The organism is Paenibacillus woosongensis, assembly GCF_030122845.1.
Taxonomy (GTDB): Bacteria; Bacillota; Bacilli; order Paenibacillales; family Paenibacillaceae; genus Fontibacillus; species Fontibacillus woosongensis_A.
This window is the reverse complement of record NZ_CP126084.1, coordinates 4646875-4660492: the sequence shown is the minus strand read 5'-3', so window position 1 is coordinate 4660492 and position 13618 is coordinate 4646875. Positions and strand designations below refer to the sequence as shown.

At 50.8% G+C, this 13618-nt stretch carries 15 protein-coding genes and 1 other annotated feature; all 15 genes read left to right on the top strand.

Features of this window, described 5'->3' with window-relative positions:
- The first annotated feature begins 142 nt into the window (after positions 1-142).
- The 15 genes from cysE to rpoB all read left to right on the top strand — a co-directional run bounded on the left by cysE (position 143) and on the right by rpoB (position 13597).
- Positions 143-802: a serine O-acetyltransferase gene (gene cysE, locus QNH46_RS21665; RefSeq protein WP_283925960.1), complete on the top strand. Its 660-nt coding sequence runs from the start codon at positions 143-145 to the stop codon at positions 800-802.
- A gap of 36 nt (positions 803-838) precedes the next feature.
- Positions 839-2242, top strand: coding sequence for a cysteine--tRNA ligase (cysS, locus tag QNH46_RS21660; protein WP_283925959.1), 1404 nt, complete (start codon positions 839-841; stop codon positions 2240-2242).
- Positions 2239-2772: a Mini-ribonuclease 3 gene (locus tag QNH46_RS21655; protein WP_283925958.1), complete on the top strand. Its 534-nt coding sequence runs from the start codon at positions 2239-2241 to the stop codon at positions 2770-2772. The genes cysS and QNH46_RS21655 overlap by 4 nt, the downstream gene beginning before the upstream one ends.
- 66 nt (positions 2773-2838) lie before the next feature.
- Positions 2839-3591, top strand: coding sequence for a 23S rRNA (guanosine(2251)-2'-O)-methyltransferase RlmB (gene rlmB, locus QNH46_RS21650; protein WP_213595303.1), 753 nt, complete (start codon positions 2839-2841; stop codon positions 3589-3591).
- 5 nt (positions 3592-3596) lie between these two features.
- Positions 3597-4118 carry an NYN domain-containing protein gene (locus QNH46_RS21645; protein WP_283925957.1) on the top strand — a complete coding sequence of 174 codons (522 nt, stop codon included), beginning with the start codon at positions 3597-3599 and terminating at the stop codon, positions 4116-4118.
- 159 nt (positions 4119-4277) lie between these two features.
- Positions 4278-4934: an RNA polymerase sporulation sigma factor SigH gene (sigH, locus tag QNH46_RS21640; RefSeq protein ID WP_430691854.1), complete on the top strand. Its 657-nt coding sequence runs from the start codon at positions 4278-4280 to the stop codon at positions 4932-4934.
- A 396-nt stretch (positions 4935-5330) separates the two neighbouring features.
- Entirely contained in the window at positions 5331-5480 is a 150-nt protein-coding gene (gene rpmG / locus QNH46_RS21635) for a 50S ribosomal protein L33 (protein ID WP_071784256.1), read from the top strand.
- Positions 5481-5501: 21 nt separating this feature from the next.
- On the top strand, positions 5502-5693 hold the full coding sequence (gene secE / locus QNH46_RS21630; RefSeq protein ID WP_055105057.1) for a preprotein translocase subunit SecE: 192 nt from the start codon (positions 5502-5504) through the stop codon (positions 5691-5693).
- Positions 5694-5716: 23 nt separating this feature from the next.
- The gene (gene nusG / locus QNH46_RS21625) at positions 5717-6250 is read left to right on the top strand and encodes a transcription termination/antitermination protein NusG (RefSeq protein WP_055105058.1); all 534 of its coding nucleotides are present in this window, start codon (positions 5717-5719) and stop codon (positions 6248-6250) included.
- Between the two features lie 66 nt (positions 6251-6316).
- The gene (gene rplK, locus QNH46_RS21620) at positions 6317-6742 is read left to right on the top strand and encodes a 50S ribosomal protein L11 (protein WP_110931205.1); all 426 of its coding nucleotides are present in this window, start codon (positions 6317-6319) and stop codon (positions 6740-6742) included.
- Between the two features lie 141 nt (positions 6743-6883).
- A complete protein-coding gene (gene rplA / locus QNH46_RS21615; RefSeq protein ID WP_283925955.1) occupies positions 6884-7576 on the top strand; it encodes a 50S ribosomal protein L1 in 693 nt (230 codons plus the stop codon).
- Between the two features lie 80 nt (positions 7577-7656).
- Positions 7657-7812, top strand: a sequence feature (ribosomal protein L10 leader region).
- Positions 7813-7944: 132 nt separating this feature from the next.
- Positions 7945-8454 (top strand): 50S ribosomal protein L10, encoded by a 510-nt coding sequence (gene rplJ / locus QNH46_RS21610; RefSeq protein WP_213595317.1) that lies wholly within the window; start codon positions 7945-7947, stop codon positions 8452-8454.
- Positions 8455-8523: 69 nt separating this feature from the next.
- The gene (rplL, locus tag QNH46_RS21605; protein ID WP_155613363.1) at positions 8524-8889 is read left to right on the top strand and encodes a 50S ribosomal protein L7/L12; all 366 of its coding nucleotides are present in this window, start codon (positions 8524-8526) and stop codon (positions 8887-8889) included.
- A 196-nt stretch (positions 8890-9085) separates the two neighbouring features.
- On the top strand, positions 9086-9682 hold the full coding sequence (locus tag QNH46_RS21600) for a class I SAM-dependent methyltransferase (RefSeq protein ID WP_283925954.1): 597 nt from the start codon (positions 9086-9088) through the stop codon (positions 9680-9682).
- A gap of 369 nt (positions 9683-10051) precedes the next feature.
- Positions 10052-13597, top strand: a complete 3546-nt coding sequence (gene rpoB, locus QNH46_RS21595; protein WP_155613361.1) for a DNA-directed RNA polymerase subunit beta — start codon at positions 10052-10054, stop codon at positions 13595-13597.
- Positions 13598-13618 lie beyond the last annotated feature (21 nt).

The following is a 13618-nucleotide window of genomic DNA, read 5'->3' as shown; positions in this document are numbered from 1 at the left end:
AGCTAAGGCTGCAGGGGCGCTTTTTTTGAAGGCAATATTTATTGCAGACAGCAAACACTAGAGAGATAAGCATGGGAGGCATGACCTCCTTAGCAAGGTTAAGAGCAAGGCGAGAGACCGGAAGAGAAAAGAGGGAAGCATGATGTTTAAAAGGATGAGATCCGATATTCAAGCCGTTTTCGATAACGACCCGGCCGCCAGAAGCTGGTTCGAGGTCATCTTCACCTACTCCGGGCTGCATGCCATATGGAGCCATCGGCTGGCGCATGCTTTCTATCGCCGCCGGTGGTTCACAATCGCCCGGATCATTTCGCAGACCAGCCGCTTCTTTACGGGAATCGAGATTCATCCGGGAGCACGGATCGGCAATCGGCTGTTCATCGACCATGGCATGGGCGTCGTTATTGGGGAAACTTGCGAAATTGGGGATGACGTGGTTATCTATCAAGGAGTTACTCTTGGCGGGAGCGGCAAGGAGAAGGGCAAGCGCCACCCGACCATTGGCAATAACGTCGTCATCGGATCGGGTGCCAAAATTCTCGGCTCCTTTAAAATCGGGGACCAATCGAATATCGGGGCCAATTCCGTCGTTCTGAAGGAAGTGCCGCCCGAGAGCACGGTGGTCGGGATTCCCGGCAAAGTGGTGCGTCTTCGCGGAAAGCCGCTCGACCGGCTTAGCCATCAGCTTCCGGATCCGGTCATAGACTCGATGAAGGCGCTGCAGCGCCAGATCGAAGAACTGCAGTCCGAGATTGCCGATCTGAAGGGGCAGCTGCGCCAGGAGCATGTGACATCAGAGTAAATCATACCAACAACAGCTTGCGAAAGGAACGTGAGTATGGCACTGCAAATATACAATACATTGACTCGCACGAAGGAAACCTTTGTAAGCCGGGAGCCGGGCAAGGCGAACATTTATGTGTGCGGTCCGACCGTCTACGGGTATATCCATATCGGAAATGCGCGTCCGATGATCTTTTTTGATGTGGTAAGAAGCTATCTGGAGAATCAGAAATATGAGGTCAACTATGTTGTCAACTTTACCGATGTCGACGACAAGCTGATCCGCAAAGCTGAAGAAATGAACACGACGGTGCCTGAAGTGGCGGAAATGTTCATTAAGGCGTATTACGAGGACCTGGACGGACTGAACATTCCCCGGGCGACCGCTAATCCTCGCGTAACGGACAGCATGGAGACCATTATTGATTTCATCAAGGATCTGGAGAGCAAAGGATATGCTTACGCCAGCGGCGGGGACGTCTTCTTCCGGACGAAGAAATTTCCGGACTACGGCAAGCTGTCCGGTCAGAATCTTTCGGAGCTGCAGTTCGGCATCCGGATTGACGTCGATGAACGCAAAGAGAATCCCGAGGATTTCGTGCTCTGGAAGGCGGCGAAGCCGGGAGAAATTCACTGGCCTAGCCCATGGGGCGAAGGCAGACCGGGTTGGCATATCGAATGCTCCGCGATGTCTCGCAAGCTGCTTGGTGATACGCTCGATATTCACGGCGGCGGCCAGGATTTGCAATTCCCGCATCACGAATGCGAAATTGCCCAATCGGAAGCGGCAACTGGCAAGCCGCTTGCAAATTATTGGATGCATAATGGTTATATTAATATCGATGGCGAAAAAATGTCGAAATCGCTCGGCAACGGCGTGCTTGTTAAAGACCTGCGGGCTGAATACAAATGCGAGGCCATCCGCTATTTCATGTTGTCGACGCATTACCGCAATCCGCTCAATTTCTCCGAGAAGATTATGGAGCAGGCCGAGCGGAGCGTGGAGCGCATCGCCAATACCGTAAGCAATTTGCGTCACCGACTGCAGACAGCTGCGGCGGGCACGGATGAAGTTACGCCGGACTGGGAAGCGAAGCTGCGCCAAATTGGGACGCTGTTCCATACAAAGATGCAGGACGATTTCAATACACCGGATGCCATCACTGCAGTATTCGAATGGGTGAACGAAGTGAATTCCCTGCTGCAGCGCCCGATTGTCAGCCGGGCCGATCTGGAAGCGGCGCAGAAGCTGTTCGCCGAGATGAACGGCGTGCTGCGCATCGCCAAGGAGGAAGCGGCGGAATTGCTGGATGGCGACGTGGAGGCGCTGATCGCCGAACGGGCTGAGGCGCGCAAAGCGAAGAACTGGGCCCGGGCTGACGAAATCCGCGACCTGCTCGACGATAAAGGCATCGTTCTCGAGGATACGCCGCAGGGCATGAGATGGCGGCGGAAATGAGCGGGCATCAGTACGAGGAAGGGAATGGTACGGTGAGCGGCGAGGCGTTGAGAGAGGGGCTTGCCGAGGATCGAGAAGCGGCTGGCAAAGGGGCTGCTGATGGAACTTGCGAGGGAGCCCTCTGGTTCCCCGAGCCGCCGTCCAAGCCGGCCAGGCTGCTGCCGCCCTTGGCGCTGGCCTACATCGGAGATGCCGTATACGAGGTCGCCGTACGCCAGCACGTCATAGCCCGGCCGAACCTGCGTCCGCATCACCTGCACCGCGAGTCAACGAAATTCGTCTCCGCCAAGGCCCAGGCCAGGCTGCTCGCGCTTATTGAGCCCCAGCTCACAGAGCAGGAGCAGGACGTGGTGAGGCAAGGGCGGAATGCGAAGTCCGGCACGGTTCCCAAAAATGCGGACGTGCTCGACTACCGTCATGCGACGGCCTTTGAAAGCTTGGTCGGGTACCTCTACTATACCGGGGCGCATGATCGTCTCCGGGGACTGATTTTACAGGGCTTCGAACTGCTGGAACGCGCTGACGGTTAAAGATCATATTCAATTACAACAAGGGAAAAGAAGCGAAATTGCTCGAAATCCCCGGGAGGATGTCGTATGGACGATCAAGAATGGATCGGCGGGAAGCATTCGCTGCTGGAAGCGATGCGCGCCGGACGGACGATCAATAAAATTTGGGTAGCCGAAGGCGCCCAGAAGCATTTGACCCAGCCGATTATAGCTGAGGCCAAACAACATGGAATTATCGTGCAGTTTGTCGACAAGCGCAAGCTCGATCAAATGGCGCCTGGCCTTCAGCACCAGGGGGTTGTCGCACAGGTTGCCCCTTATGCCTATGTGGAAGTGGAAGATCTTCTGCAGAGGGCGGAGCAGCGCGGAGAGCCTCCTTTTCTGCTGATCTTGGATGAAATCGAAGACCCTCACAACTTAGGATCGATTTTGCGTACGGCGGAATGCACCGGTGTGCATGGGGTGATCATCCCCAAACGCCGCTCTGCATCCATTACGGCAACGGTGTCGAAGACGTCGGCTGGCGCAGTGGAGTACGTTCCGGTAGCCCGGGTGACCAATTTAGCCCAGACGATGGAGCAGCTGAAGGAAGCAGGAGTATGGATTGCCGGTACGGATGTGGATGCCAAGGAGGACATGTATGCCGCAGGCCAGGTGCTCTCCGGCGCTGTTGCTATCGTCATCGGCAATGAGAACAAGGGTATGGGGCGGCTCGTTCGCGAGAAATGCGACGTCCTGCTTAAGCTGCCCATGGCGGGAAGACTTAACTCCCTGAACGCTTCGGTCGCGGCGGGCGTTATTATGTACGAAGCGCTGCGCAGACGCCGCGCCATAGGTTAAGCGGCATGCGCGAAATGCGCGACATCCTTCTGGTAGATGGCTATAACATGATTGGCGGATGGCCCGAGCTTGCCGCACTGTCCAAGGTGGGAATGCAAGAGGCCCGCGACCGTCTGTTAGAGAGGCTGGCCAATCATCAAGCCTTCTCCGGAAGGAAAGTGATCGTGGTATTTGATGCCTATCGCGTGCCCGGTCTGGGAAAGTCTTTTAATCAGAGCAAGGTAGGGGTTCATTTTACGAAAGAGAAAGAAACGGCAGATGAGTGCATTGAGCGCCTGGTCCGCGAGCTGTCGCATCGGCGCAGGCAAATCTACGTCGCCACAAACGATACTGTAGAGCAGCATGTTATATTTGGACAAGGAGCACTTCGGGTCTCAGCGCGGGAATTGCTGAACCAAGTCGAAGAGAGTGAGAGAGAGATTCAATCGAAAATTGCCGAACGCAGCTCCAAATCGAGTCGAAATAGTATTGATGCCAAGCTTAGCCCAGAAGTACGGATGATGTTCGAACGTTGGCGCAGGGAATGAAGGGGCATTCATTCGTTATCCTTCCAAATACTCTTGACAAAGTTCGACCTTACATCTTTTGGTACTTTTATAGTTGACGCTAATATATGCCATCATATATACTGATCGTATTACTTGACTGAAGTGACGGGGCACCGTGCGTTGCAGCCGGAGGGATTTGTGGTGAGTGTCAATCTCGAGACGACGTGGGTTAGATTTGACTATGAGATCCAAAGTGACGAAGACATTGTCGAAGCGGTCCGCGAAGGCGACAGTGAAGCGCTGGAGTACTTGATCAACAAGTACCGGAGCTTCGTGCGTGCAAAGGCCAGATCCTATTTTCTGATTGGCGCAGACCGGGAGGATATCATCCAGGAAGGGATGATCGGCCTATATAAGGCGATCCGGGACTTTCGTGGTGATAAGCTTGCCTCGTTCAAGGCGTTCGCCGAGTTATGCATAACGCGGCAAATCATTACAGCGATCAAGACGGCAACGCGGCAGAAGCATATTCCGCTAAATTCGTATGTATCATTGGACAAGCCGATCTATGATGAAGATTCGGATCGGACATTGTTGGATGTCATTTGTGGTTCCCAGGTATGTGATCCGGAAGAATTGATCATTAACCAGGAAGAGTTCATTGGTTTGGAAGATAAAATGTCGGAAATTCTTAGTGACTTGGAACGCAAAGTGTTGATGCTGTATCTGGATGGACGCTCATATCAAGAAATTGCAGTGGATTTAGATCGGCATGTCAAATCGATCGACAATGCCCTGCAGCGGGTGAAACGCAAATTGGAACGATATTTAGAAGTTCGTGATGGAGCGATGTAAGGCGGCTGTGCCGGTTGCATGGCCCGCTTGAACAGAATAGCCAGCGCAAAGACGACTATGACTATAGTCGTTTTTCTTTAGCCTTAAGAATTGATGAAATCTTCATTGGGTTAATTATTAATTCAATAATATATGTAATTTATTACAATTCGGAAGCCGCCAGTATGCGAACGATAGCCAGAGCATTTAGTAGGATAAGTTCAGACAAGGGTTTATCTTGTAAAATGATGTGTTATACTGTTTGTAATCGAATAAAGAGAAGCTCGAAGCCTCGTTGACATGGATATGGCCTTATGATAAAGTGTTTTAGGTAGGCCTAAATTTGCGTTTTTTGGATGTTTGGGCTCAATTAAGAGACTTCTCAAATTTGATGAAGGTCTTCGGGAGGTGCACATCATGCGGGTAATTATTACGTTGGCTTGTACGAATTGCAAACAAAGAAACTACACAACAACGAAGAACAAGCGTAACCACCCCGACCGCATGGAGATGAAGAAATTTTGCAAGTTTTGTAACGAGCAAGTTCCTCATCGCGAAACCAGATAGTCTGTGGAGGTGTAGTCGCGTATGAAACGAAGTTTCAAATCGTTGTTCTCTTTTTTCTCTGAAAGCTGGGCTGAGCTTAAAAAGGTTCGCTGGCCTAATCGTAAAGAGCTGACCAATTATACGATGATTGTGCTCGGTACAATTGTAGTAGTCGCGATTTATTTTTGGGTACTTGATATCGGCATCTCCGCTGTGATCGAAGCGATAATTTAAGAAGGGTCCTTAGGTGGCTTGATATGGAGAAAAGATGGTATGTAGTACATACCTATTCCGGGTATGAGAACAAAGTCAAAGCCAATTTGGAGAAACGCGTTGAGTCGATGGGCATGGAAGACAAGATATTCCGCGTTCTTGTTCCGATGGAGGAAGAAGTGGTAAACAAAGACGGGAAGAAGAAGACCGTCATGCGTAAAGTTTACCCCGGTTATGTCTTGGTGGAAATGATCCAGACCGATGATTCTTGGTACGTTGTCCGCAATACGCCAGGGGTTACGGGATTCGTTGGCTCGACAGGCTCCGGTTCCAAGCCGACTCCTCTGCTTCCTGAAGAAGTAGATCAGATTTTGCGGCATATGGGCATGGAAGAACCGAAGCCGGTCATCGATTTCGAAGTCAAAGAATCCGTACGTATCAAGGTTGGCCCGTTTGCTAATTTTGTCGGATCGATCGAAGAAATTCTCGTCGACAAGAGCAAGCTCAAGGTTCACGTCAACATGTTTGGACGAGAAACCCCGCTTGAACTGGATTACACTCAAGTGGAAAAAATATAGGTTTCTTAGGTTACGTGGGAGGGGAGAAATCCCGTCGACCACTATTAGGGCAAGGAGGTGTCTTACATGGCAAAAAAGGTTATCAAAATGGTAAAACTGCAAATTCCTGCAGGTAAAGCGAATCCTGCACCTCCGGTAGGTCCGGCGCTGGGTCAAGCAGGTGTCAACATCATGGCATTCTGTAAAGAGTTTAACGCACGTACTGCCGATCAAGCAGGTTTGATTATTCCGGTTGAAATCTCGGTGTTTGAAGACCGTTCATTCACTTTCATCACCAAGACTCCACCAGCTGCCGTTCTGCTTCGCGTTGCTGCGAAAGTTGAGAAGGGATCCGGTGAACCGAACAAGAAGAAAGTAGCTACCGTTAAACGCGACGCTGTTCGTCAAATTGCGGAGCAAAAAATGCAAGACCTGAACGCAGCATCCGTTGAAGCGGCTATGCGTATGGTCGAAGGTACTGCTCGCAGTATGGGTATCGCGATCCAAGACTAATTCTTGGAGCGACCGAACAACGGATGTTGCCATTGCAACAGAAGTTGCCTCTAAATTGCATGTTAGCCTTTAGGGTAACTATGTAATTTAGAGATCAGTGGGAGGAATTTCCGCTAACACCACACAAGGAGGAAAATTTTCATGGCTAAACACGGTAAGAAATACCTTGAAGCTGCCAAGCTGATCGACAGCGAAGCAACTTATGAGCCTTCCGAAGCCGTTGAATTAGTGAAGAAGGCAGCAAGTGCTAAATTCGACGAAACCGTTGAAGTAGCGGTTCGTTTGGGCGTAGACCCACGTAAACAAGACCAAGCCGTTCGCGGTATCGTTGTCCTGCCTCACGGCACGGGTAAGACGCAGCGCGTATTGGTATTCGCCAAAGGTGAGAAAGCGAAGGAAGCGGAAGCGGCTGGAGCGGACTTTGTTGGCGATCAAGACATGATCAACAAAATTCAACAAGGCTGGTTCGACTTCGACGTCTGCGTAGCGACACCAGACATGATGAGTGAAGTTGGTAAACTTGGACGCTTGCTCGGTGGTAAAGGCCTTATGCCTAACCCTAAAGCTGGTACGGTTACGTTTGACGTAGCTAAAGCGGTTCAAGAAATCAAAGCGGGTAAAATCGAATACCGTTTGGATAAAGCAGGCCAAATTCATGCGCCGATCGGCAAAGTATCTTTCAGTGCCGAACAGCTTGACGAGAACCTGAAAGCTCTCATCGATGCATTGAACCGTGCTAAACCTGCTGCTGCCAAAGGTGTTTACTTGAAGAACATCGCGATTTCTTCCACGATGGGACCAAGTGCTCGCGTTAACGCAGCTGCATTCAGATAATACCTCCCGCGGTTCGTGGAGAAGGGTTTGACATATGTTCTTTCCCTTGGTATACTGAACGAGTTGTTTTGAAAAGTAACTAAATTCGAATATGCTTACCGTAGACAGTAGGTGCCCTTGCAAGGCTTAATTTCCTACCGAGGTGTTGTGATAGAACGTCAGCATACTGCAGATTAACTGCGGAATGATGATTCATCAGGCCTTCGTGATTCTACGGAGGCTTTTTTAATGGACTGGGGTCGGCTTGCGGGCCGTCAGGTTCTTTAAAAGTCTTTCTAGAGCGAGGTTTTGAACCGCTACGGAAAGGGACATCAAGCGAGGTTTGCACCTCGGCTTGTGCCCAGCATATCTATCAGGAGGTGTACAGTTTGGCAAACGCAAAAGTGATTCAAGCAAAGCAGGAAGCCGTTGACGTGGTAACAGCTAAGCTTCGCGAGAGCGCAACAACTGTTGTTGCTGACTACCGTGGACTGAACGTTACTCAGGTAACGGAACTGCGTAAACAGCTTCGTGAAGCTGGCGTAGAATTCCAAGTATTGAAAAACACGCTCGTTCGCCGCGCAACTGCGGCTGCGGAACTGACTGAACTGGACGAAGTATTGACTGGTCCTACAGCAATCGCGTTCAGTGCTGACGATGCGGTAGCTCCGGCTAAAATCATCAGCGAGTTCGCAAAGAAGAACGATGCGCTTAAAGTAAAAGGTGGCGTGGTTGAAGGCCGTGTAGTCGGCGTCGACCAAATCAAAGCGCTCGCGGATCTTCCTTCCCGCGAAGGTCTCCTTTCGATGCTCCTCAGCGTGCTTCAAGCTCCAGTTCGCAACTTCGCGCTGGCAGTCAAAGCCGTTGCAGAGAAAGAAGAAGGCAGCGCAAGCGCGTAACCTTGCTTTTCATGCAGTCAGTTAATAAATGAATTTAACTCTTATCAACTATAAAATGGAGGTTCTACCATGAGCAAAGAAACAATTTTAGAAGCAATTAAAGGCATGTCCGTTCTTGAACTGAACGATCTGGTCAAAGCAATCGAAGAAGAATTCGGCGTTACTGCAGCAGCTCCTGTTGTTGTAGCTGGCGGTGGCGGCGGTGCTGCTGAAGCTGCTGAGCAATCCGAGTTCGATGTAATCCTGGCTAACGCTGGTGCATCCAAAATCAACGTTATCAAAGTTGTTCGCGAAATCACAGGTCTTGGCCTGAAAGAAGCGAAAGAACTCGTTGACAACGCTCCAAAACCACTGAAAGAAAAAGTGGGCAAAGAAGAAGCAGAAGCTGTAAAAGCAAAATTGGAAGAAGCAGGCGCAACTGTAGAAGTCAAATAATTCTACACCTCTTTGATGACAACCCCCTTGAACCGAGTTCAAGGGGGTTTGTTTGCAAGTGCAATGAGCAGTAACGTGAATCACTGTTTGTTGGAAAATGGCAATAAACAGCTGATACTTGGTTAAAATGGAATGACAAGACGTATTTAATGATATCAGATTTCGCTGTGAGACATATCAGGTGGAGGTATGCCAGATGGCAGATCACTATTATACGAATCAACCTTCTACGGCACATGACCGGAAAATATGGGACGCCCAATTGCGCGGACAGAAATTTCGCTTCATTAGCGATGCGGGGGTTTTTGCAAAAGGCGGAGTAGATTACGGGAGCAGAGTGCTCATCGAAGCGATGGATATTCCGGAAGCTGCGCAGGTGCTTGACGTCGGGTGCGGTTATGGCCCGATCGGGCTTACGGCAGCCAGACTTGCCGGCCGCGGCCATGTCACGATGATTGACGTCAACCAGAGAGCGGTCGAGCTTGCCAAAGAAAATGCGGCGAACAATAAAGTTGCCAACGTAACGATCGTGGAAAGTGATCTATTCGCGGCGTTAGGAGAACAACAATTTGATGTGATATTGACGAACCCGCCTATTCGGGCTGGCAAGGAAGTCGTTCATGCCATTTTTGAGGGAGCCTATGACCGGCTGCGAGAGGGCGGAGCTCTGTGGGTCGTGATACAAAAGAAGCAAGGGGCGCCATCGGCGAAACAGAAGCTGGAGTCGTTGTTCGCACAGGTTGAGGAAGTGACGAAGGACAAGGGGTACAGAGTTTATCGAGCGGTAAAATAAAAACGGCTCTGAAAACAGAGTAGAAAAAGGTTGACCTGAAAACCTGGTTGTGATATTATTATAAAATGTCAGTATTAGGATGCCCCTTGTGACTTTAGTTTGCTGAAATGTCAAGGGTTTTTACGAAACAATGAATAAAATCATCTTGTTTAACGTATAATGTGTACATTTTGGGCAAATCTACTGAATACGGGGGATAGTTAGGCAGAAACGACACGGATAATGGTGCTCTTTTTTCGAAAGCATTCGATAAGGGCTTTTCTTTATTTGTGCAGCAGCTGCAACCCGCCTTGAACCTATTATATAGGTGCAAACACGGGTTCGCAATGTATTTTTTTAAAGTGAGTAGACATGAGGGGTGAGTATAAGTTGGCAGGACATCTTGTTCAATATGGTCGACGCACTCGGCGAAGTTATGCACGAATTAACGAGGTACTCGAAGTTCCGAACCTGATCGAAATCCAACAGAAATCCTACGATTGGTTCCTGGAGGAAGGTCTCCGGGAGATGTTCCAGGACATTTCGCCAATTCAGGATTTTACCGGGAATTTGGTGTTGGAATTTATCGATTACAGCCTCGGCGAACCGAAGTATACGGTTGACGATGCGAAGGAACGCGACGTAACGTATGCGGCTCCGCTTAGGGTTAAAGTCCGGCTGATTAACAAAGAAACCGGCGAAGTCAAAGAGCAGGAAGTGTTTATGGGAGATTTCCCGCTGATGACGGAAACCGGCACCTTTATTATTAACGGTGCGGAACGGGTTATTGTCAGCCAGTTGGTGCGCTCTCCTAGCGTCTATTTCAGTACGAAAATCGATAAGAATGGCAAGAAGACGTATACTGCCACAGTGATTCCGAACCGCGGCGCATGGCTGGAGTTGGAGATGGACGCGAAGGACATTATCTATGTCCGGATCGACCGTACTCGTAAAATTCCGGTTACCGTGCTGCTTCGCGCGCTTGGCTTCGGTACGGATGCCGAGATTCTGGATTTGCTGGGCAATGATGAATATATCCGCAACACGCTGGACAAAGATAACACGGACTCCACGGAGAAGGCGCTGATCGAAATTTATGAACGCCTCCGTCCGGGCGAGCCGCCGACGCTTGATAATGCGAAGAGTTTGCTGGTGGCCCGTTTCTTTGATCCAAAACGCTATGATCTGGCCAATGTTGGCCGTTACAAAATCAATAAGAAGCTTCATATCAAGAACCGGCTGTTCAATCAGCGTCTCGCTGAGAGCTTGATTGATACGAATACCGGAGAAATTATCGCGGAAGCGGGTCAAATCGTTGACCGCCGTCTATTGGACGAGATCCTTCCTTACCTGGAAGAGGGCGTTGGCTTCAAGAACTACCATGTAGCTAACGGCGTTCTCGATTCCGTCGACGTGCCTCTGCAAACGGTCGATATTTTCTCGCCGATTGAGGATGGCAAGGTCGTTAAAGTTATCGCGAACCGCAATATCGACAAATCGGTCAAGCACATTACGCCGGCCGACATCATTTCGTCGATCAGTTACTTTCTGAATTTGCTGCACGGTATCGGCGACACGGATGATATCGACCACCTCGGCAACCGCCGCCTGCGTTCTGTTGGCGAGCTGCTGCAGAACCAGTTCCGCATCGGTTTGTCCCGGATGGAACGCGTTGTGCGCGAGAGAATGTCGATTCAGGATGCGAACGTGATTACGCCACAGGCGCTGATCAATATCCGTCCGGTTATCGCGTCCATTAAGGAGTTCTTCGGAAGCTCCCAGCTGTCCCAGTTCATGGACCAGACGAACCCGCTTGCCGAGCTGACGCATAAACGCCGTCTGTCCGCGCTCGGGCCTGGCGGTCTGACTCGTGAGCGTGCGGGCTTTGAGGTTCGGGACGTTCACCACAGTCACTATGGCCGGATGTGTCCGATCGAGACGCCGGAGGGACCGAACATCGGTCTGATCAACTCTCTCTCGACATTCGCTCGGATTAACGAGTACGGTTTCATCGAGGCGCCGTATCGTTGGGTTGATCCGAAGACAGGCAAAGTTACCGATCAAATCGCTTATTTGACGGCTGACGAGGAAGACAACTACGTTATCGCCCAAGCGAACGCGATCCTCAATGAGGATAATACGTTCCAGGATGAGAACGTCATTGTCCGTTACAACAAGCAATCGGATAACATTCTGACGATGCCGAGCGATCGTGTCGACTACATGGACGTATCGCCGAAGCAGGTTGTATCCGTAGCTACCGCATTAATTCCGTTCCTGGAGAACGATGACTCCAACCGTGCGCTGATGGGATCGAACATGCAGCGGCAAGCTGTGCCGCTTCTGGTTCCTAAAGCTCCTCTCGTAGGTACAGGTATGGAGCATAAAGCTGCCAAAGATTCCGGTGTGTGTATTGTGTCCAAATACGATGGAATTATCGAGCGTTCCGCAGCGAACGAAATTTGGCTGCGCCGCGTCGAGGTTGTGGATGGCAAGGAAGTACGCGGTGACCTTGTTAAATATAAATTACACAAATTTATGCGTTCGAACCAAGGAACTTGCATTAACCAGCGTCCGATCGTTAAGCGTGGAGACGTCGTCAAGAAAGGTGATATTCTGGCTGACGGACCGTCCACGGAAATGGGCGAATTGGCATTGGGTCGCAACGTTGTCGTTGCCTTCATGACTTGGGAAGGCTACAACTACGAGGACGCGATTCTGCTTAGCGAGAAGCTGGTGAAGGAAGATGTGTACACTTCCATTCACATTGAAGAATATGAGTCCGAAGCCCGCGATACGAAGCTGGGACCTGAGGAAATTACCCGCGATATTCCGAACGTAGGGGAAGAGGCGCTCCGCAACCTGGATGAGCGCGGTATTATCCGCGTAGGTGCGGAAATCAGCGCTGGCGACATTCTCGTTGGTAAAGTGACGCCGAAGGGTGTTACGGAGCTGACAGCAGAAGAGCGCCTGCTACATGCCATCTTTGGCGAGAAGGCACGCGAAGTTCGCGATACCTCCCTGCGTGTTCCTCACGGAACGGACGGAATCGTCGTTGACGTTAAGGTGTTTACGCGTGAGAATGGCGATGAGTTGCCGCCGGGCGTTAATCAGCTCGTTCGCGTCTACATTGCTCAGAAGCGTAAGATTTCCGAGGGGGACAAAATGGCTGGACGTCACGGTAACAAAGGTGTCGTAGCCCGTATTCTGCCTGAGGAAGATATGCCGTTTATGCCAGATGGCACACCGGTTCAAGTCGTGCTCAACCCGCTGGGGGTTCCTTCGCGGATGAACATCGGACAGGTGCTGGAGATTCACCTTGGCATGGCTGCGCTCCAACTCGGAATTCACGTGGCAACACCGGTCTTCGACGGTGCGAACGAGTATGACGTGTTCGATACGATGGAAGAAGCCGGTATGCAGCGCAACGGTAAAACCGTGCTGTATGACGGAAGAACCGGTGAAAGATTTGAACGTGAAGTTACCGTTGGCGTCATGCACATGATTAAGCTGGCGCACATGGTTGACGATAAAATCCATGCTCGCTCCACGGGTCCTTACTCGCTGGTTACACAGCAGCCGCTCGGCGGTAAAGCCCAGTTCGGCGGACAGCGGTTCGGGGAGATGGAAGTGTGGGCGCTCGAGGCCTATGGCGCAGCATACACGCTCCAGGAAATCCTTACCGTCAAGTCCGATGACGTGGTCGGTCGGGTGAAAACCTACGAATCGATCGTTAAAGGCGAGAATGTGCCAGAGCCGGGCGTGCCTGAATCGTTCAAAGTCTTGATCAAAGAGCTTCAAAGCTTGGGTATGGACGTCAAAATCCTGACTGAGAACGAAGAAGAGATCGAGATGAAGGAAATCGACGACGAAGACGATGCGACTGGAGATAAACTGAGCCTGAACCTGGAAGGCGCGGAAGTCGGCGTAGAATAACACCTGGCGATTGCCGCCATG

Coding starts and splice junctions, on each gene's coding strand:
- cysE (WP_283925960.1), top strand. CDS start 143: ATGTTTAAAAGGATGAGATCCGATATTCAAGCCGTTTTCGATAACGAC.
- cysS (WP_283925959.1), top strand. CDS start 839: ATGGCACTGCAAATATACAATACATTGACTCGCACGAAGGAAACCTTT.
- QNH46_RS21655 (WP_283925958.1), top strand. CDS start 2,239: ATGAGCGGGCATCAGTACGAGGAAGGGAATGGTACGGTGAGCGGCGAG.
- rlmB (WP_213595303.1), top strand. CDS start 2,839: ATGGACGATCAAGAATGGATCGGCGGGAAGCATTCGCTGCTGGAAGCG.
- QNH46_RS21645 (WP_283925957.1), top strand. CDS start 3,597: ATGCGCGAAATGCGCGACATCCTTCTGGTAGATGGCTATAACATGATT.
- rpmG (WP_071784256.1), top strand. CDS start 5,331: ATGCGGGTAATTATTACGTTGGCTTGTACGAATTGCAAACAAAGAAAC.
- secE (WP_055105057.1), top strand. CDS start 5,502: ATGAAACGAAGTTTCAAATCGTTGTTCTCTTTTTTCTCTGAAAGCTGG.
- nusG (WP_055105058.1), top strand. CDS start 5,717: ATGGAGAAAAGATGGTATGTAGTACATACCTATTCCGGGTATGAGAAC.
- rplK (WP_110931205.1), top strand. CDS start 6,317: ATGGCAAAAAAGGTTATCAAAATGGTAAAACTGCAAATTCCTGCAGGT.
- rplA (WP_283925955.1), top strand. CDS start 6,884: ATGGCTAAACACGGTAAGAAATACCTTGAAGCTGCCAAGCTGATCGAC.
- rplL (WP_155613363.1), top strand. CDS start 8,524: ATGAGCAAAGAAACAATTTTAGAAGCAATTAAAGGCATGTCCGTTCTT.
- QNH46_RS21600 (WP_283925954.1), top strand. CDS start 9,086: ATGGCAGATCACTATTATACGAATCAACCTTCTACGGCACATGACCGG.